The following is a 22,710-nucleotide window of genomic DNA, read 5'->3' on the forward strand; positions in this document are numbered from 1 at the left end:
GGCGACGATACCTCCTTCATCGCCAAACCGTAGGATTTTTCAGCAGCCTGCTAATGGGAGCTGGGCATCCAGGTGTTCGACGAGGCGTTCGCCCGCGAGCAGCCCTATGACGTGCTCGACGCGACCAAGCTGATCCCCGAGGAGGACGTGCCCGTCCGCATCATCGGCAAGCTGACGCTCAATCGCAACGTCGACAATTTCTTCGCCGAGACCGAGCAGGTCGCGTTTTTGCCGACCAACATCGTGCCGGGTATCGATTTCTCGAACGATCCGCTGCTGCAAGGGCGGCTGTTCAGCTATCTCGACACGCAGAATTCGCGGCTGGGGACCAACAATTTCCACCAGATCCCGATCAATGCCCCGCGCTGCCCGTTCGGCAATTTCCAGCGCGACGGCAAGATGCAGACGCACGTTCCCAAGGGGCGCGCGAATTACGAGCCCAACAGTCTGGCCGAGTTCGGCGAGGATGGCGGCCCACGCGAGAGCCCGACGCGCGGCTTCGTGACGACCAACGCAAGGGCGGCGGCGCGACGCTCGCCGATGGGTCGAAGCGCAAGGCCGATGGCCAGGTTGCAGGCATGCCTTCGCAATTGTTCGACGCGGTGGCGGTGGCGGTGGCGGTGGCGGTGGTGCTGTCGGAGGAGGGCACCGCGATGCTGCTCAAGGAAGCGGCGGCGGTGCAGTTTGCGATGGATGCGTTCGGGCATCTCAAGGCGATCGGCGCGAGCGATTCGGCCACGCCGTTGCTCGACAGGGCGGGGGTCGAGGCCGATGCCGGGGTCACCGGGCTGGGCAGCGATTTCATCGCGGCAGCGGCGCACCGGTTCTACGATCGCGAGCCCAAGGTACGCACGCTGGCGTGAGCTTGCGGCGGTCGTGTCGGGAGAAATTGGCTCAAGCGAGCCGGTCCTTCGATACGCCGCTTCGACGGGCTCAGCGGCTACTCAAGACGAACGGACGGGAATTGGGGCAACGGCGACGCCTCCTCCTCCGTTCGTCCTGAGTAGGGGCTGAGCGAAGGCGAAGACCCGTATCGAAGGGATATTGCCCCAAGCGGGCCGCTCCTTCGAGACGCCATCTCGACAAGCTCAATGGCTACTCAGGACGAACGGTTGCGGGAAGGCCGCCTCACCCCACCGTCACAAAGCTATCCATTACCCGCTTGCGGCCGGCAGTCTCGAAGTCGATCTCCAGCTTGTTGCCCTCGATCAGCGCGACGCTGCCATAGCCAAATTTCTGGTGGAATACGCGCAAGCCGACCGAAACGTCGCCGCGCCCCTTGTTTCCAAGGCTCACCGCCGACGCTCGCACTTCGATGATCCTTGTCGGCTCGCGGACGAACGTCCCGGTCGACGCCGCGCGCTGCCAGCCCGGCCCGCGCCCCGATCCGCGCGCCACGTCGGAAAACGGATCGCCTTTCTCGCTCCAATTGGCGCGCCACAGGCTTTCGCCGCCGGACATCGTCGTTTCGGCTTCGATATGCTCAGGCGGCAGCTCCTCGACGAAGCGCGAGGGCAGGCTCGACGTCCATTGGCCATAAATTCGCCGGTTGGCGGCGTGGAGGATCGTCGCCTTCCGCCGCGCGCGGGTGATTGCGACATAGGCGAGGCGGCGTTCCTCCTCGAGGCTCGCCAGCCCGCCTTCGTCGAGCGCGCGCTGCGAGGGGAAGATGCCTTCCTCCCAGCCGACCAGGAACACCGTGTCGTATTCCAGGCCCTTGGCGGCGTGGATCGTCATGATCGTCACCTGCGCGTCCTGCTGGCGATTCTCATTGTCCATCACCAGGCTGACATGCTCGAGGAATGCGCCGAGGCTTTCATATTCCTCCATCGCGCGCACCAGTTCGGTGAGGTTTTCGAGCCTGCCCGCCGCCTCGGCTGATTTCTCGGCCTGGAGCATCGCGGTATAGCCGCTTTCGTCGAGCAATTGCCGCGCCAGTTCGGCATGCGGCAATTCGCCCGCCATCGCGCGCCAGCGTGCCATGTCGCCCACGAGGTTGCCGAGCGAGCGCCGCGCCTGCGGGGTCAGTTCGTCGGTGTCGAGGATCCGCGCGGCGGCGGTGGTGAGCGGAATGCCCTCGGCGCGCGCGAGCTGGTGGACCTTCTGCACCGCCTTGTCGCCCAGGCCGCGCTTGGGGACATTGACGATTCGTTCAAACGCCAGATCGTCGGCGGGCTGCGAGACGACGCGCAGATATGCCAGCGCATCGCGAATTTCGGCGCGTTCATAAAAGCGGAAGCCGCCGACGATTCGATAGGGCATGCCGATCGCGATGAAGCGATCCTCGAACTCGCGAGTCTGGTGCTGTGCGCGGACCAGGATCGCGAAGTCGTTTAGCGACAATCCGCCCTCTCCGTTTCTTGGGCGCATCTCGCCCTCGATCTGCTCGCCGACGCGGCGCGCTTCCTCGGGGCCATCCCACACCCCGACGACGCGGACCTTCTCACCCTCATTCGCTTCGGTCCACAAAGTCTTGCCGAGGCGCCCGCCATTATGCGCGATCACCCCTGATGCGGCGGCAAGGATATGCCCCGTCGAACGGTAATTCTGCTCGAGCTTGATCACCGCCGCGCCGGGAAAGTCGCGCTCGAACTTCAGAATATTCTCGACCTGCGCGCCGCGCCATGAATAGATCGACTGGTCGTCATCGCCCACACAGCACAGATTTTTGCGCGCCTGCGCCAGCAGCCGAAGCCACAGATATTGGACGCTGTTGGTGTCCTGATATTCGTCGACCAGCATGTAACGGAAGCGCTGTTGATATTGTTCGAGCACTTCGCGATGCGTCCTGAGCAGCACCAGCGCGTGGAGCAGCAGATCGCCGAAATCGCATGCGTTGAGCGCCAGCAGCCGTGCCTGATAGGCGGCGTACAGCTCCTGGCCCCGGCCATTGGCGAATAATTCGGCCTCGCCCGCGTCGAGGTCCTTGGGGGTCATCCCCTTGTTCTTCCACCCGTCGATCAGCCCGCCCAGCTGGCGCGCGGGCCAGCGTTTCTCGTCGAGATCGGCGGCGGCGATCAGCTGCTTCAACAGGCGCAACTGGTCGTCGGTGTCGAGGATGGTGAAATTGCTCTGCAGCCCGATCAGCTCGGCATGGCGGCGTACCATCTTGGCACCGATCGAATGAAAGGTGCCCAGCCACGGCATCCCCTCGACCGCGTCGCCCACCAGCCGCCCGACTCGCTCGCGCATCTCGCGCGCGGCCTTGTTGGTGAAGGTGACCGCCAGGATCTCCGACGGCCATGCCTTGCGGGTGTAGAGCAGGTGGGCCAGCCGCGCGGTGAGCGCCGCGGTTTTGCCGGTGCCAGCGCCCGCAAGCACCAGCACCGGGCCGTCGGTGGTGAGCACCGCCTGGCGCTGCGGTGTGTTCAGGCCGCGCAGATAGGGCGGATCGTCGAGGCTTGGTTGGGGTAGCGACATCGGTGAACAGGTAGGGAACGGCACGCGGCGGGGCAAGCGTTTCGGGATTGGCGCTGGCGGATTGCGGTGGTACACAACGCGAACATCAGCGTTGGGAGTGGGTGATGCTGACCGGACGATGCCATTGCGGTGCGATTTCCTATGTAATGCTGGCGCAGGTGCTGCACCACGCGCTTTGCCATTGCGCCGATTGCCGGCGATCGGCTGGCGCGCCGATGGTGGGGTGGGCGATGCTGCCCGCCGACCAGTTGCAGGTTAGCGGCGAGCCAAAGAGCTATGCCTCATCGGCCGATGCTCGCCGCGAATTTTGCGGCAATTGCGGCACCGGGCTGTTCTATCGCAACGAAGCGATGCTGCCGGGGCTGGTCGACGTCCAGACCGCGACTCTCGACGATCCCGACGCGATCCCGGCGCAATCGCACATCCAGGTCGCCGAGCGGATCGGCTGGATGCAGGGTGTCGAGGCATTGCCGGCGTTCGAGCGCTTTCCGCCGTTCGAATGATCCGGACGCCTGACACCATTCATTGAAAGGAATATCCTGTATGCCGTTGTACCGGCTGGTGTTGTTGGTCCTGTCGATCCTGTTGCTGCCGACCGACGCTTTCGCCGCGCCGGCGCGCGTGCTGGTTTTTTCGCATACCACCGGATACCGCCATGCCTCGATCGAGGCGGGGATTGCGGCGTTCAAGCGGCTGGGGGCGCAGCGTGATTTCACCGTCATCGCCAGTGAAGACCCGGCGATCTTCAGCACGCAAAGGCTGAAGGACGTCGATGCGATCGTTTTTCTGAGCAGCACGACCAATCCCGCCGATGCTTCGTCGGAGTGGCTGGTGGGCGACCGGCGGGCGGCGCTCCAGGCGTTCGTGCGCGGCGGCGGCGGGATCGTCGGGGTGCATGGGGCTGCAGATTCGCATCTGTTCTGGCCCTGGTATGGGCAGATGATCGGCGGCTGGTTCGAGCGTCATCCAGAGGGAACGCCGGTTGGCGCGGTGACGGTCACGGATGCGTCGCATCCGGCGAACCATAATCTGGCCAAAGCCGCGCGGCGCGCCGACGAATGGTATTATTTCAAGGATTTCGACCCAAGGGTCGATTTGCTGGCGACGGTCGACTCGGTATCGATTGGCGAGAAGGACATCAATCCGAACCCGGTGGCCTGGGCGCATGAATTCGAAGGTGGGCGGGTATTCTACACCGCGATGGGCCATAGTGATGAGAGCTATAGCGAGCCTTGGTATTTGCAACATCTGGCGGCGGGCATCGATTGGGCACTTCGCCGCCGATAGAAGCTACACCGCCGGACGGAGATACTCGCTGACCTTATGCGTCAGCGAGTCCCAGCGCTCGCCGATCGAATGGTCATTTCTGCCATCGGGCTGGACGAACGCCAGCAGCAGTCCGGCACCGGCCACCATCAACAAGGCGGTCCCTATCCGATATGTTCGTTTCCTGGCCATCGCCGTTTCCCATCGCGCTATCACCGTTGATTGCATTATAGCATCGAGGCTTAGCGGATGATGAACCTGGCAGCAGGTAATCGGGCGAACGGACCGCCGGGGCCGGTTCCCCGGTAGCCCAGCTACTCGTGCGGTTCGGGCGACGCGGCCATTGCGGGCCTTAGCAAGGTGAGCTTCGCCTTGCCGTGCTTGCGTTCGGCGTCGATTTCGAAGCCGGCGACCTCGACCTTTTCTGTATGGCCGGTCTCGATGCTGATCCAGGTGGCGGGGCCGACCCAGCCGAGCCGCTGAAGCCGGTCGAGCGCCACCACCCCCGCGCCGGTGCCGTAGGGCGGGTCCATCAAGATCACGTCGAGCGGCTTTACCGCCGGCCCGAGCGTCAGCACTGATTGCGCGCGGATGTCGGGCTTCACCCCCAATTTGGTCGCGTTGGTCCGCAATGCGTCGAGCGCGGCCTTGTCCTGTTCGACGAACAGGCACGATGCCGCACCGCGCGACAGCGCCTCGAAACCGAGTGCGCCCGATCCCGCGAACAGATCGGCGACGGCCAATTCCTCGAAGCTGCCGAGGCGGCTTGCGAGCATCGAGAACAACGCCTCGCGCACCCGATCGGCAGTGGGGCGGGTGTCTTCGCCCTTGGGCGCGACGAGTGGACGGCCGCGATACAGCCCTGAAATGATACGCATGATGTTCAGCCCTTACGCGAACGATTGCCGCCACCGGGGCGCTTGGGTGCCGGGCCACGCGGGCCGGTCGGGGTACGCGGGCCGGCCGAGGTGCGCGGGCTGGCGGAAGCGCGCGGTGCGGCGGGAGGACGCGAGGGGCGGGCAGTGCCGGTATTTCGCTTGGGCTTGGGGGCAAGCATGCGGCGGTCGGTTTCCATCTGTTCGGTGCGTTCGGCCTTGGCGCGCGCACGAGCGTTGCGCGCGCGATCGGCGGGGGTGAGCGGGGCGCTGGTGCGCTCGATCCGCTCGTCGCGGCGATCGCTCGCACCAGGGCGCTCGGGACGCCCGGGGCGGGGGGCCTCGACCGCATAGGTCGGGGTTCTTGGCGGACGCGGTGAGGCGGGGGCCGAAACCTTGCGACGGCCTTCGGGTTCGCGGCGTGCGGGGGCAGGGGCCGGTGCAAGCTCGATCGGGCGGGCCTTTTGCGCGCGCGGTTTGATGTCGAGTGGTTGGTCGCTGCGTGCGGCGGCGGGCAGCTTCAGCTCGCGGCGGAACGCGACCAGATCATGCTGGCGAATCTCGTCGACCATCCCGGCGGGCATATTGGCCAGCGGGATCGGCCCATAGCTGGTGCGGATCAACCGCGAGACTTGTAGCCCCAGATATTCTAGCACGCGCCGCACTTCCCGGTTCTTGCCCTCGGTCAGCGTCATTTCGATCCAGGTATTGGCCCCGGTGCGCCGTTCCAAATTGGCGTCGATCGAGCCATAGCGAACACCTTCGATCTCGACCCCTTCGATCAGGTCTTCGAGCTGCGCTTGGCTGACGCTGCCATAGGCGCGCGCGCGATAAGTGCGCTTCACGCCGGTCGCGGGCAGCTCGAGCTGGCGCTTCAATTCGCCATCGGTGGTGAGCAGCAGCAGCCCTTCGGTATTGAGATCGAGCCGACCCACCGGAATCACGCGCGGCAGATCGCGCGGCAATTTGTCGTAGATTGTCGGGCGGCCCTTGGGATCGCGCTCGGCGGTGAGCAGGCCCGGCGGCTTGTGATAGCGAAACAGCCGGGCGGGTTCGGCGGCTGCGACCGGGTTGCCGTCGACCGTCACGCCGCGAAGCGAAGTGATGATCGTGGCCGCAGTTTCCAGCGGAACACCGTCGATTGCGATCCGCCGCTCTTCGATCATGCGTTCGATCTCGCGACGCGACGCGATTCCGGCACGGGCCAGCAGTTTGGCGATACGTTGCCCCTCTTTGGGGCCGTCTTTGGGATTGGTTTGTGACACCAGGGCGCTGATAGTCGAAGCTGGGCCGCGCGGCAAAAAGATTGCGACGAGGATCGTTGGGTCGATCGCCCGGTCGGTGTAAGGAATGCTGCGATCGACCGGCGAGCTGTTGCCGGAGTCGCGTAGGAAACGAGATCAGAGATGTTGTTCGGGAGGAAGAAGCGGCGGATTACGCGCGTCCTTATCGTCGAGGACGAGCCGCTGGTTGCGTTTGATACCGAACATTTCCTGACCGCCGAGGGGTTTCAGATTGTCGGCACGCTCGACAGTGTTGCCGATGCAACGGCGGTGCTGGCGGCAGACGGCGATGTCCATCTGGTCCTGGTCGATTTGAAACTGGCCGATGGCAGCGGGATCGACGTCGCGCGCGCGGCGGGCGGTCGCGGTGTGCCGGTGCTGTTCGTCACGGGTAGCTGCCCCACCGAAGCAAAGGATCTGGCCGCCGGTTGCCTGGCCAAGCCCTATCCCCAGCGTGATCTGTTGTTGGCGATCCGCGCGATCGAGGCGGTGTTGGGCGGCGATACGCCCAAAAAGCTGCCCGCAAGCCTTGCCCTATTCGCCCGCGCCGCCTGACATATCCCGCCGGCGGCAAACGGTTCGGCGTGTTGGTGGCTATCCTTCTGCGTGCGTTCGACTAGGTTTGCCGCGATCATAGCGGGGATTGACGTTGGACGATAAGTTGAAGGGGTTTGCACTGGTGCGGGCGGCGGTGCGGAACCGCAAGACGACGGCGATGCTGGTGCTGGGCTTTGGATCGGGCCTGCCCTTCGTGCTGCTGATCGGCACGTTGAATGCGTGGCTTGGCGAACTGCAGGTCAGCTTGGCGACGATCGGCGTGCTGTCGTGGATCGGGCTTGCCTATGCCTTCAAATTCCTGTGGTCGCCGCTGGTCGATCGCGCGCAATTGCCGCTGTTGTCGCGGCTGGGGCGCAGGCGATCCTGGCTGGTGCTGTGCCAGGGGGCGCTGGCGATCCTGCTGTGGATGCTCGCTGCTACCGATCCGCTGACCGCGATGGGCAGCTTTGCCGCGACCGCGGTGATCGCGGCGTTCCTGTCGGCGACGCAAGACGTGGTGATGGATGCGTGGCGGATCGAGATTGCCGACGAGGCGGCGACGGTCGATCTGCTTTCGGCAGTATATCAGCTCGGCAACCGACTGGCGGCGCTGTCGGGCGGCGCGCTGGCGCTGGTGCTGGCGGCACGGCTTAGCTGGCCGACGGTGTATTTCGGCATGGGTTTCGCCATGCTCGGGGTGCTGGCGATGACGCTGTTCACCCCCGAGATCAAACGCGATCTGGAGGAGGAGCGCTCGCCGCTCGCCGGCCATGCGGTGCCGCGTCCGCGTGAGCGGGCGATCGCGCTCGGCATCGTCGCGCTGTGCTGGAGCTGGGCGATCATCACGCTTGGCAGCTTCATGGTGACCGCGCTGCGGCCGCCGGTGCCGGGCGAGACGCCGGCATCGGCGGGCGTGTTTACCCAGACGATGGGACCGTGGATCATCCTGGCAACGGTCATCCTGCCGGCGCTGATTGCTGGCTGGACCAACCGTCTGCCGCATATCGACGGTGCCGATCAACAGCGCCAGGGCGCGCTGCAAACCACCGCCAATCATTGCTATCGCGCGTTGATCCTGCCGCTAGCCGAGATTGTGCAGCGGCTGCGCTGGGGCGCGTTCCTGGTGCTGGCGCTGATCCTGCTCTATCGGATCAGCGATTCGATCTGGGCACCGTTCGCCTTCCCCTTTTACCTCGAATATCTGCAGTATACGAACGACGAGGTCGCGTTCGCGTCGAAGCTGTTCGGGGTCATCATGACGATCGTCGGCGTCGGCATCGGCGGGCTGATGCTGGCGACGCTGGGACGGATGCCGACCTTGCTGACGGGCGGCATCGTCGCGGCGGCATCGAACCTGCTCTATGCCGATCTGGCGATGGGCGGAAGTTGGATCGACGGCTTTGCCGGCGCGCTGATGCTCGACCAGACCGGCGTGGACCCGCGCATGCTTAGGCTGATGCTGGCGATTTCGGGGGAGAATATGGCGGGCGGCTTGGCGGGCACGGCGTTCGTCGCGTATATTTCGTCGATGGCGTCGCGTGAGTATAGCGCGGTGCAATTCTCGCTATTGTCGTCGATGACCTTTCTGGTTGGCGCTGTTGGCCGCGCCGCGATCGGCGAGGCGCTCGACCGGGTCGGCTATGCCCAGATTTTTCTGTTCACGACCGCGCTTGGTGGAGTGGCGGTAGTGCTGGTGCTGATCGAATGGTGGCGCGGTGCGGCGACAGACGCTGTGGTTGCGCCGGGGCCGAAAGAACCCGCAGCGACGCTTATCTGAGCGGTAGCCCAGAATCGGCGAAGGCCTGTGCCACCAGATGCGCGGTCACCGCGACGCCCGATGCGTCGCGTATGCCCAGCAGATCGGCGAGCAACATGCCGGCGGTTTCGGGATTGGCGTCGATCCGGCGCAGGATGGTCAGCAACGTCGCCTCGGCCCCGGTCATGCGGTGGCAGCACCACGGCGCGATCTGGATAGGCCGCGCCGCGACCTGCGACATTTCGTGCATCATCGTTCGCAGCAGGATCAACGGTCGGCGGAAATCGACGCCGAACGCGGTGAGGAATGCCTGCGCGCAAGCGGCGTCGTTCAGGCCATGCGCGCCCATCTGGCGCATCCCGAACAGCAACAGCCGCGCGCCCGGATCATCGGGCTGGGTGTGGGGCAGGGTGCTGGCGAGGCTTGGGGTGGTGAGGTTCAAGGCGAGTCTCCGCTGGCGATGGCGGCAATGTCGCTGCTTGGTTATTGCAAGTCAATATCAATAAAGGGTCAGTGCGGGAGTTCGTCGTTTGCGGCGAGCACTTCGCCTGCCAGATATAGCGAGCCGAGGATGACCACTTGGCGCGGGCGATCGGCAAGCGACTCGATTGCCGCCGGCACATCGGCTGCCGGTGCGGCGTCGATGCCGAGGGCGCGGACACGGCTTGCTAGGTCGGCGGGGTCGAAATGGGCATGGCCCGGTACCGGTACGGTTCGCACCGATGCCAGATGGGGAGCCAATGCGGTGAGAATGCCGTCGGCATCCTTGTTTGCGAGGACGCCCAGGATCGCGTCGATCGGCTTGCCTTGGCCGATCGATGCAAGCGTTTTGGCGAGCGATTCGGCTGCCGAGCGATTATGCGCGCCATCGACCCAAATCGCGCTCCCGCCGGGCAGCCGCGCCAGCAGCGGCCCCGCGCTCAGCCGCTGCATCCGGGCGGGCCACTGGGTCGCGCGGGCGGCGGTGTGCAGTGCCGCTATCGGAATGGTAAATGCCGTTTGTTGACGGAGCATCGCAATCGCCAGGCCGAGATTGTCTGCCTGATGCGGTCCGGGCAATGCTGGAGCCGACAGCATCAGGCTGATCCCGGCATCGCGGTAGAGCAGATTGCGGCCCTCGACCCCCAGGCGCAATTGCCAATCGCGACCGCATCGGAAAAGGCGCGTACCCGCCATTTCGGCAATCGAATCGATTCGGGCGACCAGATCGGGTGCGTGGCGCTGCGTCACCAGCGGCACCGCGCGCTTGGCGATACCGGCCTTCTCGCCGGCGATTTCGATCAGGCTGTCGCCCAGAAACGCCTGATGATCGATCCCAAGGCCCGCGATGCCGGTCACCAGCGGCTGCACGACATTGGTCGCATCGAGCCGCCCACCAAGCCCGACCTCGATTACACAGGCATCTGCGGGGGTGCGGGCAAAAGCGAGAAACGCCGCCGCCGTGGTTACTTCAAAGAAGCTGGCACCGATGTCGCCGCCCTTGTCGAGCACTTCGGCGAGCAGCGGCCCGAGCGTCGAATCGTCGATCAGCGATCCCGCCACGCGAATGCGCTCGTTGAAACGCACCAGATGCGGGCTGGTATAGACATGGACGCGATAGCCCGACGCCTGGAGCGCGGTGCGCAGGAAGGCGCAGGTCGATCCCTTGCCGTTGGTGCCCGCGACGTGAAAGACCGGTGGCAGCGCAAGATGCGGATCGCCGAGCCGCGCGAGCAGCCGGGTGATCCGATCGAGGCCGAGCACGTCGGCGCCTGGGCCGAGTGCGGTCAGGCGGTCGAGTTGTGACTGGACCAGGGGGTCGGAGGAGCGCGCGTGATCCACTTCAGTCCCCCTCTCGGGAGTGGCTAGGCGAGGGCGTGTTTAGTCGCCGTTGCACATAATGAGACAGGCCCTCCCCCGACCCCTCCCGCAAGCGGGAGGGGGGAAGAATGCTTACGCCGCCGCGCGTTCGCTGCACAGATAATCGGCTAGATTGGCGAGGGTCGTCCGTAGATCCTTGCGCTCGACCACCATGTCGATCAGCCCGTGGTCGCGATAATATTCGCTTGTCTGGAAATTCTCGGGCAGCTTTTCGCGGATCGTCTGTTCGATCACGCGGCGACCAGTGAAGGCAAGCGTCGCCTTGGGCTCGGCGATCTGGACGTCACCCAGCATCGCATAGGCCGCCATCACCCCGCCTGATGTCGGATCGGTCAGCACGACGATATAGGGCAATCCCGCCTCGTGCAGCATTTCGATCGCCACGGTGGTGCGCGGCATCTGCATCAGGCTGAGGATACCCTCCTGCATCCGCGCGCCGCCGCTGGCGGTGAAAACGACGAACGGCGCGCGCGCGGCGATGGCAGCTTCGACCCCGGCGATGAAGCCTTCGCCCACCGCCTGGCCCATCGATCCGCCCATGAAGGCGAAGTTCTGGACGCCGATCACCATCCGCTTGCCCAGCACCGTGCCGCGCGCATTGACGAAGGCGTCCTGGTCGCCGGTCTCGGTGCGGGCCGCCTTCAGCCTGCCAGCATAGGGCTTGGTATCGCGGAATTTCAGCGGGTCTTCGGCGACGCGCGGCATCGGCAGGCGCTTGCAGGTGCCCTCGTCAAACAATTGCGCGAACCGCTCATTCGGGCCGATCCGCGAATGATGATCGCACAGCGGGCAGACGTGGAGATTCTCCTGAAACTCCTTCACGAACACCATTTGGCCGCATCCCTTGCACTTGTGCCAGAGATTGTCGGGGGTTTCCTTCTTGGTGACGAAGGCAAGCGCGTTGCGGACGTTGTTCAACCAGCTCATGCAAAAGTCCTTGCGCTCGCCAGGGCATCGGCCAGCGAGCGGATATAGGGGGTGACGGCGGCGGGGGCGGCGGTGCCATGCTGGCCCACCAGTTCGACAATCGCCGATCCGACCACGACGCCATCGGCGACACGGCCGATCTGCGCCGCCTGTTCGGGGGTGCGAACGCCAAAGCCCACCGCGATCGGCAGGTCGGTCGATTGCTTCAGCCGGGCGACCGCCTCGTCAATCGAGCCTTGCGCCGCTTGCTGCAATCCGGTGATCCCGGCGACCGAGACATAATAAATGAAGCCCGACGCGCCATCGAGCACTGCGGGCAGTCGCGCGACATCGGTGGTGGGGGTGGCGAGGCGGATCAGATCGAGCCCGGCATCGCGCAGCGCCGGCCCCAGCGCATCATCCTCTTCGGGCGGCACATCGACGCAGATCACGCCGTCGACCCCCGCTGCGGCAGCCTGGCCCGCGAACCAATCTGGCCCGCGCCGAAGCATCGGGTTAGCATAGCCCATCAGGATCAGCGGCACCGCCGGATGGCGCGCGCGAAAATCCTTGGCGATGGCAAGGATGTCGGCGGTGGTGGTATGCGCCGCCAGGCTACGCAGGTTTGCGGCCTGGATCGCGGGGCCATCGGCCATCGGATCGGTGAAGGGCATGCCCAGCTCGATCACATCGGCCCCGCCCGCGACCAGCGCGTCGAGGATCGCCGGGGTGGCGGCAGGCGTAGGATCGCCCGCAGTGACGAACGCGACGAGCGCGGCGCGGTGGTCGCGCGCGGCGGCGGCGAAGGTGGCGGAAAGGCGGGTCACTTACCGACGAGCTCCTGCTGCATCACGAGATTGTCGGCGCTTGATCCGACGCTGGTCGAGCAAAAGTGCACCCCAAAAAAGAAGTATGAAAATTGGCAGGAGAACGGTCGATTGTTGAATGGTAGGAAGCGATTTACCCAACATCCAATTGAATACATTCAATCCTACGAAGAGGAATACAGCGCTGAAAACGGCCCGGATCACGATGCTGGCGGTCATATCTCCACCCCCAGCGCCTGCGCGACGGTGAAGATGTCCTTGTCGCCGCGGCCGCACAGGTTCGCCAGGATCACGCCATCGCGCGGCATCTGGCGCGCGCGCTTGGCGACGGCGGCGATCGCGTGCGCTGGTTCGAGCGCGGGGATGATCCCTTCGACCCGGCACAGCAACTGAAACGCATCGAGCGCTTCGGTATCGGTGATCGAGGTATATTCGACCCGGCCGATGTCCTTGAGCCAGGCATGTTCAGGGCCGATGCCCGGATAATCGAGCCCAGCCGAGATCGAATGCGCCTCAGCGATCTGGCCGTCCTCGTCCTGCAGCAAATAGGTCTTGTTGCCGTGGAGCACGCCCGGCGATCCGCCCGCGAGGCTGGCGGCGTGCAGATTGTCTAACCCATGACCCGCAGCCTCGACGCCGAGCATCTTGACGGCGACATCGTCAAGGAAGGGATGGAACAGCCCGATCGCGTTCGATCCGCCGCCGATCGCCGCGACCAGCAGGTCAGGCAGGCGGCCGGTGCGCGACAGCATCTGCGCGCGCGCTTCCTTGCCGATCACGCTCTGGAAATCGCGCACCAGCTCGGGATAGGGATGCGGGCCGGCGGCGGTGCCGATGATGTAGAAGGTGTCGTGGACATTGGCGACCCAGTCGCGAAGCCCCTCATTCATCGCATCCTTCAGCGTCGCCGCGCCCGAAGTGACCGGGCGGACTTCGGCCCCGAGCAGCTTCATGCGGAAGACGTTGGGCTGCTGCCGCTCAATGTCGCGCGCGCCCATATAGATCACGCAGGGCAGGCCGAAGCGCGCGCACACCGTCGCGGTGGCGACGCCGTGCTGCCCCGCGCCGGTTTCGGCGATGATCCGCGTCTTGCCCATGCGGATCGCCAGCAGGATCTGGCCAATGCAATTGTTGATCTTGTGCGCGCCGGTATGGTTCAGCTCGTCGCGCTTGAACCAGACTTCAGCCCCCATGCCGTCGTCGGCGCTTTCGCGCAGCGTGTCGGTGAGCCGTTCGGCATAATAAAGCGGGCTGGGGCGGCCGACATAATGTTCGAGCAGGTCGTCGAACTGCGCGGCAAAGGCGGGGTCCTGCTTGGCGGCGCGATATTCGCGATCGAGCTCCAGGACCAGCGGCATCAGCGTTTCGGCAACATAGCGGCCGCCATATTGGCCGAAATGGCCGCGTTCGTCGGGCTGCTGGCGCAGACTATTGGATGCGTTCATACGCTGCGCTTTAGCATAGGCATCGGGTGTGTCGAGCGGGGCGAAGGGTGGGGTAGCGCCTCGCCCGACTGCCACAGACTTCGGCGGCATTCTCAGTGATGCGCGACAGCCGCCAGGAACGCGGCGATCCGCGACACGTCCTTCAACCCCGGCGCACTTTCGACGCCCGAGGAAACATCGACGATCGGCGCGCCGGTTCGCGCGATCGCCTCCCGGACATTGATCGCGTCCAGCCCGCCCGACAGCGCCCAGGGCAGCGGATGGCGATAACCGTCGAGCAATGCCCAGTCGAAGCGCAGGCCCATGCCGCCGGGCAGGGCCGCTCCTTCGGGGGTTTTTGCGTCATACAGGACGCGATCGGCCAGTTCGCGGTGGTGGCCGGCGGCATCGAGATCGGCGCGCGTCCGCACTGCGATCGCCGCCCAGATCTCAAGGCCATGACGCTGCCGAATCGCCGCGATCCGTTCGGGCGCGGTCTTGTGGAGTTGCAGCACGTCCAGCCCGCCAGCGTCGATCGCTTCGCCCAGCAGCGAATCGTCGGGATCGACGAACACGCCGACCTTGCCGACATGGCCGGGCACCGGTGCGGCGAGCATCCGCGCCTGATCGAATGACAAATGGCGCGGCGAGGGGGGGAAGAAGACGAAGCCGACATGGCTCGCCCCGCCGCGAAGCGCAGCGGTGACGGTCTCGGCAGTCGAAAGGCCGCAGATTTTGGCGGTCGTCATGTTGTGGCTTTCTTCGGGCGCGGCGCTGCGCCGGTCAGAGCGTTGCCTCGATCGCGCGGGCGGCGACATCGGGGTCCGCCGCCTGGGTGATCGGGCGTCCGACGACGAGGATCGAGGCACCGGCATCGAGCGCGGCGCGCGGCGTGACGATGCGTTTCTGATCGCTGGCATTGCCGCCAGCGGGGCGGACGCCGGGCACGACGAAAAAGCCCTGCGGCCAGACCTTTTTCGCCGCCGCAACTTCAAAGCCCGAGCAGACGACGCCGTCGATCCCGGCATCTCGCGCCAATTCGGTCAGGCGAACGACTTGCTCGTGCGGATCGGGCGCATGACCGATCGATCGCAGGTCTTCGCCATCAAGGCTGGTGAGCATCGTCACCGCGACCACTTTGGTACCCGGCTGTGCCGCTGCCTTGGCATCCTCCATCATCGCGCGACCACCCGATGCGTGGATGGTCAGGATCGCGGGATTGAGCGGCCCGAGCGCCTGAATCGCCTTGGCCACGGTATTGGGGATGTCGTGAAACTTCAGGTCGAGGAAGATCGGCAGGCCGATGTCGGCCATTTCGCGGACACCCGATCTGCCATTGGCCATGAAGAACTCAAGCCCCAGCTTGATGCCGCCGACATGGTGGCGAACCGCGCGCGCCAGCGTCCGCGCGCGTTCGATGTCGGGGGTGTCGAGCGCGACATATAAAGCGGAACTCATGGCTTCGAACTCACGGTTTTACCTCGCCAAAGGGGCGTGCTTCCGGGGTGATAGGGTCGACAAGCGGCTCGTATACTGGCGGGGCGGGTGCGGCATCGACCGCATCGGCCTCGATCGCCGGAACCTCGGACGGCTGCGTAGCGGCACGCAGGTCCGCCAGCGCGCGCTCGGCATTGCTCAATCGTGACTTCAACCGCCACTGGCCAGCGGCATGCACCAGATAGAGCGGGATGAAACCGATCGCGAAGGCTATCGCCAGCAGCAGCGGCAGATTGATGTCGGCGATCAGGCCGGCCCATAGCCGAACCGGCACCGTCACCCAATTGTTGATCGAAAAGGCGACGACGATCCCCGCCAGCAATACCCAAATCAGCGTTCGCAGAAACTGCATTGGCCCCAGCCCCCTTGCGCGTGTGACCTTCCGCTTAACCCCTCCGCCAGCGCATGGCCACCCTCAGCCGATTTCGGCGCGAATCGATGCGATCAGGCCGGGGGTGGCGGTTAGCCGTGGTTCCTCCTCATCGAGTATCGCCAGGAACAGCGCGCGCTTGATCGCATGGGCGCGGCCAGGCTTAAGGCGGATGGCGGCGGGCAGCGTCGACAGCACGATGTCGGTGAGCCGATCGGCACCGTGCAAACGGCCCCACAAATAGTCGTTCTCGCGATAGGCGCGGCTGAAGAACGCGCCGAAATTACTGAACTGTACCCCTTTGAGCGTTGCCGCAGCGCCGCCCGCCCGGATCGCGGTGGCATCATCGGGGGCGATGCGATCGACCAGCACCGGATCGAATTCGTCCAGCCCTTCGCCCTGCATCAGCGGCAACGTGGCGATGTCGAAAAAGGGAAAGCCCAGATAGGCCAGCAGTAGCGAGCGGCGGGCATCGCGTGGCAGTTGGCTCAAAGCAGCCGCAATCCGTTCGTCCGCGCGCGAGTCCAGCGAATCCAGATCCAGCGCCGCCTCCAGTTCGGTCAGCAATCCGTCGGCATCGGCGGGAAGTTGCCGAACACGGTCGCATAGCGCCGTCATGTGCGCGGCGCGGTGGCGATCGAGATAGGCGGCGAGCGAATCATACACCGCCTCGCGTATCTCGCGCAGCTCGGCTCGGTCATGATCGCCGTCGAGTTCGGTGATCCGGCGCACCATCAGCCGCAGCCGGCGAATGCGAAAGCCGAGGTCGAAGCCGCGCAGCAGCGCCACCGCTTGCGGGCTGGCCCCATTGGCGTGTTCGGTCCCAACCTCAAAGCCGCCGCGTGCGCGAACCGCCTGCGCCACCGCAAGGCGGATCGACCGCCGCCGCTCCTGGCCAGGCTGATCGCTGATGTGCTGCAGGATGCTGGTGATCCGGTCGATCACGCCTTCGGCCTTGACCAGCGCATAGCCGGCATGGCCATAGCCGGCCTTGCCCGCCGCCGCCGCCTGCGCCCGCCGCCGCCAGGCGACCAGCCGCTTGGGCGTCGGGTAATCGAGGAAAAACGTGTAACCGAACAGCGATTCGACCTGCCGCTCGACCTCGCCGCGCAGTTGGTCGAGGATCGCCAGCTTGCGTTCGATCTGGTCCGATCGGTCCATCAGCAAATCGAGATCGTCGCGGATCGGCTGTTGGCGCGGGATTTCGGACAGCGCTCCGGCCATCGTCTGGAAGAAACCCGGTTTGCCATCGGGCCGGCTGCCAAAGGCAAAGCGGAAATCGGGCACCGGATCGATGAACACGAACCGGCGATCGACCTGTCGCCGCGCCGGTCGTTCGCGCAGCGCATCAATGGCCGGGCGGAACGGCGCATTGGCGAGGACCGAACCGTCGATGAACGCGGCTTTGTCGATCGTGTTCGCGGCCATTTGGCGCGGCAACACGCGCGTGAGGAAGGCAATCCGCCCCGGCCAATTGGCACCGCGATCAGCCAGCACTTCGTCGAGCTCGCTGACCATGAAGGCCGGAAACGCCCCCGGAAAGCTCGACGTCGATCGCGCCGCAAACGCCAGTTCGGCGTGATCGGCCAGCGTATCGACGGGGTTGCCGTTATCGCTGAACGACAGCACCAGGCGATGTTCGGTCTCGACCACTTCGGCCGGCGAATGCAGCCGCAGCCGTTCGGGATGGCCGCCGAAATCGGTGACGGTGACGAACAGGTCGAGCGGCTGGCCGGGGGGCAACAGGCGCGGGCCACGCGGGCTTGCGTCCATCGCGGCGAAGGCATCGAGCAGCATGCTCACCATCCGCTTGCCCCCGAAAGGTGGCTCGAACCAGCGCGCGCGCACCAGCGTGTCGAGCTTGGTGCGGATTTCGTCGCGCGCTGCATGCTCGACGGTTTCCTCGATCGCTTTGGCACCGCGCGCCATCCAGGCGAGCGGGCGCGCCCAGAATTTGGTCATGCCCGTCGCCGGTGCCTGATCGGGATCGATCAGCGAATCGATGTCGGCCTGTTCCAGCCACATGTCGGTCAGCGGATCCAGGCTTTGCCCGGTGCTGATTGCCTGTGCGAGGAACACGCTGTTGATCCCGCCGGCGCTGGCCCCCGCCAGAATATCCACCAGCACCCGAACCCGCAGCCCCGACGCCTCGGCAATTTCGGCGAGCAGGGTGCGATAGACATCCTCTTCGCGACTGCCGGCGTGGGTGGCCGGATCGCAAAAGGCCTGGCTGGCACGCGCCAGCCGCCAGACCTCCTTAGTGATGCCGTGCATGTACACCGCCAGGCTGATGCCGCCATAGCAGACCAGCGCCAGCCGTAATTCCTTGTCACGCATCTTTAGCGGTCACCCTTGCCCAGATCGGCAGATGATCGGACGCGGTACGCGCCACCATGCTGTTGTGGACCCCGCATTCGGCGATTGCCAGATCGCCGCTGACCATGATCCGGTCGAGCCGCGCGATCGGGCGGCGGGCGTGAAAGCTGGCCCCGGTATCCGCCTGGGTGAAGCTGCGGCAGAAATCCTGGACACAGCCGGCGGTGGGCCGCCATTCGTTCAGGTCGCCCATCAGGATCGTCGGCAGCGGCTCGCAATCTTCGAGATGCGACAGAATGGCATGCGCCTGTCGCCGTCGCCATAGTCCCGACAAATCCAGATGCATGCCAATCACCCGGACGGTGATTCCGCGCAGCCGCACATCGACCGAAACCGCTCCGCGTGGCTCCAGCGCGGGCAAGTGGATCGGGGTGCAATCGACGATCTCGGCCTCGCGCCGCACCAGCAGGACATTGCCGTGCCAGCCCATGCTGAGCGCGCGCACCGCGATCGGCACCGCCTTATAGTCGCTATGTTCGGCCAGCAGATGCGGGGTGAAGATCGCCTCGCGCCTGCCGAAGCGGCGATCGGCCTCTTGCAGCGCGACGATGTCGGCGTCGATTTCGCGCAGCACCTCCAGCGTGCGCTCGGGCCGCCTGCGGCGATCGATGCCGACGGCCTTGTGCATGTTGTAGCTGGCGAGTGTGAGCATGGGTTCCGGGGGAATGCGGGAGGGGTGGGGAAGTTCCTGATGCAGCCGATCAGCCGCGCGGCAATTCGATCCGGGCGACCAGTCCGCCGCCGTCGCGGTTGACTAGCGAAACCCGCCCGCCGGCATCGCGAACGATCGCGCGGGTCAATGCCAGCCCCAGCCCGATGCCGCCGGTATCGCGATTGCGCGAGGTTTCGATTCGCGTGAACGGATCGAACACCGCATCCAGCTTGTCATCGGGGATGCCGGGGCCGCGATCGGACACCTCGATCGCCACGCGGTGCGGCTCGACCACCACGCGCACCGCACAACTACCCGCATATTTCACCGCATTTTCAATGAGGTTGCGCACCGCGCGCCGCATCAATGACGGGCGCAGATACATGCGGGTGCGCGGGGTTTCTTCGAACGCGACTTCGTGGCCCAGGTCGCGGAAATCATCGACCACGGCATCGACCAAAGCGGCGAGATCGACATCGGTCGGCGGTTCGCTGGGGCGGCCAAGCCGCGCGAGTGACAGGATGTCTTCGAGCATCCCGGTCATCTCGTCGATCGTGTCGGCCATGCGCTGGCGATCATTGTCGTCCTCGACCGATTCGATCCGCACGCGAAGTGCCGCCAACGGCGTGCGAAGGTCATGGCCGATGGCGCCCAGCATCCTGTCCTTCTCGTCGAGCATCGCGCTTACGCGCTCGGATAATCCATTATAGGCGGCGATTACCGCGCGGACATCGCCGGGGCCGCGCTCCTCGACCGGGGCAGGCGGGCCGCCCGGCGTGAAGGCATGCGCCGCCCTGGCCAAGGTCTGCAGCGGCTGCGCCACCCGCCGACCGATCCACAGCACCGGCAGCAGCACGAAGGCATAGAGCACCAGCGTCTGCGCGATGAGCTGCCAGATCAGCATCCGCTCGGTACGCGGCCAGGGCGCGTTCAGCACCAGCCAGCCGCGACCGGGGACTTCGACGGCAACCACCAGCACGCCGCCCATGCTGGCGAAACGCTTGGCGCGGTTATCGGAAATCTGGCCGAGCCTAAGTTCGCGCCGATCGAAATCGCGGATGCCGGCGGCGATCGTGCCGAGGCGCAGTCCCGAATCGAGTGCGCCTTGCCTGATGCCTTCCTCCACCTCGTCGACGCGCGGCCATCCTGACGCGACAGGGTTGTTGGGCAACAACCGAATGCGCGCGCGCGGCCGCTCGAACGGCGCGATCCGCCCGTTTTCTAATCGTTCGGCTGCATCGACCATCCGGGTGATCGCGGGCGCGGTGATCTGGTTGAAGCGCAAGGCCTGGCGTTCGCGGTACAGCAGGCCGAAATTGATCGCCTGCGCGACGAACAGCGCCGCTGCAACCAGCAAGGCGATTTGTCCGCCCAGGCTCGACGGCCATAGCCGGAGGCGTTTCACAGCCGGGTGACCTCGCTGGCCAGTGTATAGCCGCCGCCCCACACGGTCTTGATGAGCGTGGGATTCTTGGCATCAAGTTCGATCTTCTTGCGAAGCCGGCTGACCTGATTGTCGATCGCGCGATCGAACGCCGCCGCCTCGCGCCCTTGGGTCAGGTCGAGCAACTGATCGCGCGTCAGCACCTGACGCGGCCGGGTAACCAGCGCCAGCAGCAGATTATACTCGCCCGTCGACAGCGGCACCGAAAGCCCTTCGCGATCGACCAAAGTGCGCTCGCCGGTTTTCAGCACCCAGCCCGAAAAGGAATAGGCACCGGACTCGGGCGCGTGCTGGCGGGTGCCGCCGGTCTGGACGCGGCGAAGGATCACCTTGATTCGGGCCAGCAGCTCGCGCGGCGAGAAGGGCTTCACGACATAATCATCGGCACCCATTTCGAGACCGACGATCCGATCGGTCTCCTCGCTGCGCGCGGTGAGCAGGATGACGGGGATTTCGCCGGTTTCGCGGATATGGCGGGTCAGGCTCAGCCCGTCTTCGCCGGGCATCATGATGTCGAGGATCGCCAGGTCGATCGAATAGGCCGCCATTCGCGCGCGCGCGCCTTCGGCATCGCCCGCCTGAGTCACGCGAAACCCTTGCTTGGTCAGATATTGCGCGAGCGGTTCACGGATCGATCGTTCATCATCGACAAGCAGCAAATGAGGTTGGTCGGCCATATCAGCCATACAAGCATCCTTTGGCCCGGTTCCCAAGGGGGAGGGCGAACCGGGCGGGGTGGCTGATGCCCCGCCCGGTTCGTTTCGTCAGTTGGCAGGGGCGGCCGGCGTTGCGCGGGCATCGCGACGATCGGCCATTTTTTCGCGACGTTCGCCACGCTTTGCGTCGATCGCTGCCTGTTCGGTCGCATCGACGCGACCGTCGCCATTGGTGTCGATACGGGCGAATTGCTTCAACGCTTGCGCGCGGAACTCTTCGCGGCTGATGTTGCCGTCCTTATTGGTATCGACGCGCGCCAACATGCGGTCGGCACCCCGCCCCCCGCGACCCCAGCCCTTCTTCATCGCGGGGCCTTTGCCGTTTGCTTCGCGGCGTTCGGCTGCCATCTCACGCATGGCGGTGCGCTCGGCCTGGCTGATCTGGCCGTCCTTGTTCGTATCCATCCGGGCGAACATCTGGTCGGCGCGTTGGATGACTTCGGCGCTGGTGGTGGGCGGGGCAGGGCGCTGCATTTTCTGGCCGGCGGGAGCGGGTGCGCCTTGCGCGGCGATGGCAGTGCCGGTGAGCGCGGTGACGCCTAACAGCGATGCGAGAATAAATTTCTTCATCGGGAATTCCTTGATCGAGGCCGGGATCATCCCCGGCGATGAACAAGCTATGCCCCGCGCCTGTCGCGAGGGTTTGTCGGCAGTCGGCTTTATTGTCGCAACTTGTCGCAGTTGCGCCCTCAAAAAGGTATCTCTTCGCCATCCCAGGCGAAAACCTTGCCGCTATCGACGGGCTTCAGCCCCTCGATCACATCGAGCAGTTGCAGCGCCGCGCGTTCGGCGTCGAACAGCTTGCCCGGCGCGACGTTGGTCTGGAACGGCTTGGAAAGGCCGGTATCGACGGTGCCGGGGTGCAGTCCGACGATGATACAGCGTTCGCTCTTGCGCTTGGCCTCGATCGCAAAATTTCGCAGCATCATGTTGAGCGCGGCTTTCGACGCGCGATAGCCGTGCCAGCCGCCCATCCTGTTGTCGCCGATGCTGCCGACGCGCGCCGACAATGCGGCGAATACCGGCTCGCCGGTGCGGGGAAGCAGCGGCAGGAAATGCTTGGCGACCAGCGCCGGGCCGATCGTGTTGATGACATAGACGCGCGCCAGCCATTCGGCATCCAGGTCGCGCAGCGCCTTTTCCGGGCCGCGCTCGCCTTCATGCAACAGGCCGGTCGCGACGAATATCAACGTGGGGGCAGGGCCGGTCGCAACCTGTGCCGCCGCCGCCGCGATGCTTGCCTCGTCGGTCAGGTCGAGATGACGATCGCCGTCAAAGGCGCGCGCGAAACGCCAGACGCGGTCAAAGCCGCCTTCCTCCTCTATCGCGTCCGCCATTGCCCGGCCGATCCCGCCCGATGCACCGATAATCACTGCCGATTTCGCCATGCTCCTGCGCTAGCCGCCGCAGGGCTTTCCGTCAAAGCTGAAGGAAACTCTGGCGTTCAAAGAGCGTTCAGTGATGTTAGGCGACAGCGCTGAAGCTTGCACAGCTTGAACCT

General features: G+C 65.3%; 23 protein-coding genes and 1 pseudogene. 5 read left to right on the top strand and 19 right to left on the bottom strand.

All coding sequences use genetic code 11. The annotated features are described in order from the left end of the window. Positions 1 to 54: 54 nt before the first annotated feature. Positions 55 to 863: pseudogene (locus tag QU44_RS17765) on the top strand (catalase); the annotation flags it as partial. Positions 864 to 1,128: 265 nt separating this feature from the next. Here the strand turns inward: QU44_RS17765 and QU44_RS08775 are convergent. Next, on the bottom strand, positions 1,129 to 3,420 hold the full coding sequence (locus QU44_RS08775) for an ATP-dependent helicase (protein WP_033921622.1): 2,292 nt from the start codon (positions 3,418 to 3,420) through the stop codon (positions 1,129 to 1,131). Between the two features lie 104 nt (positions 3,421 to 3,524). Here QU44_RS08775 and QU44_RS08780 point away from each other — a divergent pair, with 104 nt between their 5' ends. Beyond that, positions 3,525 to 3,923: a GFA family protein gene (locus tag QU44_RS08780; RefSeq protein ID WP_033921624.1), complete on the top strand. Its 399-nt coding sequence runs from the start codon at positions 3,525 to 3,527 to the stop codon at positions 3,921 to 3,923. Positions 3,924 to 3,963: 40 nt separating this feature from the next. Then, positions 3,964 to 4,707 carry a ThuA domain-containing protein gene (locus QU44_RS08785; RefSeq protein WP_033921625.1) on the top strand — a complete coding sequence of 248 codons (744 nt, stop codon included), beginning with the start codon at positions 3,964 to 3,966 and terminating at the stop codon, positions 4,705 to 4,707. A gap of 3 nt (positions 4,708 to 4,710) precedes the next feature. Here the strand turns inward: QU44_RS08785 and QU44_RS18865 are convergent, their stop codons facing one another. The 3 genes from QU44_RS18865 to QU44_RS08795 form a co-directional block, all read right to left on the bottom strand. Further along, positions 4,711 to 4,842 (bottom strand): hypothetical protein, encoded by a 132-nt coding sequence (locus QU44_RS18865; RefSeq protein WP_269429166.1) that lies wholly within the window; start codon positions 4,840 to 4,842, stop codon positions 4,711 to 4,713. A 158-nt stretch (positions 4,843 to 5,000) separates the two neighbouring features. Continuing rightward, entirely contained in the window at positions 5,001 to 5,564 is a 564-nt protein-coding gene (rsmD, locus tag QU44_RS08790) for a 16S rRNA (guanine(966)-N(2))-methyltransferase RsmD (protein WP_033921626.1), read from the bottom strand. A gap of 5 nt (positions 5,565 to 5,569) precedes the next feature. Continuing rightward, a complete protein-coding gene (locus QU44_RS08795) occupies positions 5,570 to 6,826 on the bottom strand; it encodes a pseudouridine synthase (RefSeq protein ID WP_052134514.1) in 1,257 nt (418 codons plus the stop codon). Between the two features lie 141 nt (positions 6,827 to 6,967). On the opposite strand from QU44_RS08795, the gene QU44_RS08800 reads away from it, so the two are divergent. Then, complete coding sequence (locus QU44_RS08800; protein WP_033921628.1) at positions 6,968 to 7,399, top strand: response regulator; 432 nt, start codon at positions 6,968 to 6,970, stop codon at positions 7,397 to 7,399. Between the two features lie 94 nt (positions 7,400 to 7,493). Next, positions 7,494 to 9,158 (top strand): AmpG family muropeptide MFS transporter, encoded by a 1,665-nt coding sequence (locus QU44_RS08805; RefSeq protein ID WP_231621679.1) that lies wholly within the window; start codon positions 7,494 to 7,496, stop codon positions 9,156 to 9,158. Here QU44_RS08805 and QU44_RS08810 read toward each other — a convergent pair. The 15 genes from QU44_RS08810 to QU44_RS08875 form a co-directional block, all read right to left on the bottom strand. Next, complete coding sequence (locus tag QU44_RS08810; protein ID WP_033921632.1) at positions 9,151 to 9,579, bottom strand: DUF6628 family protein; 429 nt, start codon at positions 9,577 to 9,579, stop codon at positions 9,151 to 9,153. The two genes, QU44_RS08805 and QU44_RS08810, sit on opposite strands and share 8 nt — an antisense overlap. Before the next feature lie 68 nt (positions 9,580 to 9,647). Then, the gene (locus tag QU44_RS08815; RefSeq protein WP_033921635.1) at positions 9,648 to 10,958 is read right to left on the bottom strand and encodes a bifunctional folylpolyglutamate synthase/dihydrofolate synthase; all 1,311 of its coding nucleotides are present in this window, start codon (positions 10,956 to 10,958) and stop codon (positions 9,648 to 9,650) included. Positions 10,959 to 11,069: 111 nt separating this feature from the next. Then, positions 11,070 to 11,924, bottom strand: a complete 855-nt coding sequence (accD, locus tag QU44_RS08820) for an acetyl-CoA carboxylase, carboxyltransferase subunit beta (RefSeq protein WP_033921636.1) — start codon at positions 11,922 to 11,924, stop codon at positions 11,070 to 11,072. Continuing rightward, complete coding sequence (gene trpA, locus QU44_RS08825) at positions 11,921 to 12,730, bottom strand: tryptophan synthase subunit alpha (RefSeq protein WP_033921638.1); 810 nt, start codon at positions 12,728 to 12,730, stop codon at positions 11,921 to 11,923. Before trpA ends, accD begins: the two co-directional genes overlap by 4 nt. Then, entirely contained in the window at positions 12,731 to 12,949 is a 219-nt protein-coding gene (locus QU44_RS18205; RefSeq protein ID WP_156141048.1) for a hypothetical protein, read from the bottom strand. After that, positions 12,946 to 14,175 carry a tryptophan synthase subunit beta gene (trpB, locus tag QU44_RS08830; protein ID WP_033921640.1) on the bottom strand — a complete coding sequence of 410 codons (1,230 nt, stop codon included), beginning with the start codon at positions 14,173 to 14,175 and terminating at the stop codon, positions 12,946 to 12,948. Before trpB ends, QU44_RS18205 begins: the two co-directional genes overlap by 4 nt. A gap of 92 nt (positions 14,176 to 14,267) precedes the next feature. Beyond that, positions 14,268 to 14,903: a phosphoribosylanthranilate isomerase gene (locus tag QU44_RS08835; RefSeq protein WP_033921697.1), complete on the bottom strand. Its 636-nt coding sequence runs from the start codon at positions 14,901 to 14,903 to the stop codon at positions 14,268 to 14,270. A 34-nt stretch (positions 14,904 to 14,937) separates the two neighbouring features. Then, positions 14,938 to 15,612 carry an orotidine-5'-phosphate decarboxylase gene (pyrF, locus tag QU44_RS08840; protein WP_033921642.1) on the bottom strand — a complete coding sequence of 225 codons (675 nt, stop codon included), beginning with the start codon at positions 15,610 to 15,612 and terminating at the stop codon, positions 14,938 to 14,940. Between the two features lie 10 nt (positions 15,613 to 15,622). Next, complete coding sequence (locus tag QU44_RS08845; RefSeq protein WP_033921644.1) at positions 15,623 to 16,003, bottom strand: LapA family protein; 381 nt, start codon at positions 16,001 to 16,003, stop codon at positions 15,623 to 15,625. Between the two features lie 63 nt (positions 16,004 to 16,066). Further along, positions 16,067 to 18,358, bottom strand: coding sequence for a patatin-like protein (locus tag QU44_RS08850; RefSeq protein ID WP_033921646.1), 2,292 nt, complete (start codon positions 18,356 to 18,358; stop codon positions 16,067 to 16,069). Further along, a complete protein-coding gene (locus QU44_RS08855) occupies positions 18,351 to 19,049 on the bottom strand; it encodes an endonuclease/exonuclease/phosphatase family protein (protein ID WP_033921648.1) in 699 nt (232 codons plus the stop codon). Before QU44_RS08855 ends, QU44_RS08850 begins: the two co-directional genes overlap by 8 nt. Positions 19,050 to 19,098: 49 nt before the next feature. Then, on the bottom strand, positions 19,099 to 20,454 hold the full coding sequence (locus tag QU44_RS08860; RefSeq protein WP_033921650.1) for a sensor histidine kinase: 1,356 nt from the start codon (positions 20,452 to 20,454) through the stop codon (positions 19,099 to 19,101). Continuing rightward, a complete protein-coding gene (locus QU44_RS08865) occupies positions 20,451 to 21,170 on the bottom strand; it encodes a response regulator (protein ID WP_033921652.1) in 720 nt (239 codons plus the stop codon). Before QU44_RS08865 ends, QU44_RS08860 begins: the two co-directional genes overlap by 4 nt. An 87-nt stretch (positions 21,171 to 21,257) precedes the next feature. Further along, entirely contained in the window at positions 21,258 to 21,779 is a 522-nt protein-coding gene (locus QU44_RS17420) for an EF-hand domain-containing protein (protein WP_081987941.1), read from the bottom strand. Between the two features lie 119 nt (positions 21,780 to 21,898). Then, complete coding sequence (locus QU44_RS08875) at positions 21,899 to 22,597, bottom strand: SDR family NAD(P)-dependent oxidoreductase (protein ID WP_033921654.1); 699 nt, start codon at positions 22,595 to 22,597, stop codon at positions 21,899 to 21,901. Positions 22,598 to 22,710 lie beyond the last annotated feature (113 nt).

Origin of the sequence: Sphingomonas sp. 37zxx (assembly GCF_000786205.1) — a bacterium.
Lineage (GTDB): Bacteria > Pseudomonadota > Alphaproteobacteria > Sphingomonadales > Sphingomonadaceae > Sphingomonas.

Excerpts from the sequence above, each read along its gene's own strand:
- QU44_RS08775 (WP_033921622.1), bottom strand. The coding sequence starts at position 3,420 with ATGTCGCTACCCCAACCAAGCCTCGACGATCCGCCCTATCTGCGCGGC.
- QU44_RS08780 (WP_033921624.1), top strand. The coding sequence starts at position 3,525 with ATGCTGACCGGACGATGCCATTGCGGTGCGATTTCCTATGTAATGCTG.
- QU44_RS08785 (WP_033921625.1), top strand. The coding sequence starts at position 3,964 with ATGCCGTTGTACCGGCTGGTGTTGTTGGTCCTGTCGATCCTGTTGCTG.
- rsmD (WP_033921626.1), bottom strand. The coding sequence starts at position 5,564 with ATGCGTATCATTTCAGGGCTGTATCGCGGCCGTCCACTCGTCGCGCCC.
- QU44_RS08800 (WP_033921628.1), top strand. The coding sequence starts at position 6,968 with ATGTTGTTCGGGAGGAAGAAGCGGCGGATTACGCGCGTCCTTATCGTC.
- accD (WP_033921636.1), bottom strand. The coding sequence starts at position 11,924 with ATGAGCTGGTTGAACAACGTCCGCAACGCGCTTGCCTTCGTCACCAAG.
- QU44_RS18205 (WP_156141048.1), bottom strand. The coding sequence starts at position 12,949 with ATGACCGCCAGCATCGTGATCCGGGCCGTTTTCAGCGCTGTATTCCTC.
- trpB (WP_033921640.1), bottom strand. The coding sequence starts at position 14,175 with ATGAACGCATCCAATAGTCTGCGCCAGCAGCCCGACGAACGCGGCCAT.
- QU44_RS08835 (WP_033921697.1), bottom strand. The coding sequence starts at position 14,903 with ATGACGACCGCCAAAATCTGCGGCCTTTCGACTGCCGAGACCGTCACC.
- pyrF (WP_033921642.1), bottom strand. The coding sequence starts at position 15,612 with ATGAGTTCCGCTTTATATGTCGCGCTCGACACCCCCGACATCGAACGC.
- QU44_RS08845 (WP_033921644.1), bottom strand. The coding sequence starts at position 16,003 with ATGCAGTTTCTGCGAACGCTGATTTGGGTATTGCTGGCGGGGATCGTC.
- QU44_RS08850 (WP_033921646.1), bottom strand. The coding sequence starts at position 18,358 with ATGCGTGACAAGGAATTACGGCTGGCGCTGGTCTGCTATGGCGGCATC.
- QU44_RS08855 (WP_033921648.1), bottom strand. The coding sequence starts at position 19,049 with ATGCTCACACTCGCCAGCTACAACATGCACAAGGCCGTCGGCATCGAT.
- QU44_RS08865 (WP_033921652.1), bottom strand. The coding sequence starts at position 21,170 with ATGGCCGACCAACCTCATTTGCTGCTTGTCGATGATGAACGATCGATC.
- QU44_RS17420 (WP_081987941.1), bottom strand. The coding sequence starts at position 21,779 with ATGAAGAAATTTATTCTCGCATCGCTGTTAGGCGTCACCGCGCTCACC.
- QU44_RS08875 (WP_033921654.1), bottom strand. The coding sequence starts at position 22,597 with ATGGCGAAATCGGCAGTGATTATCGGTGCATCGGGCGGGATCGGCCGG.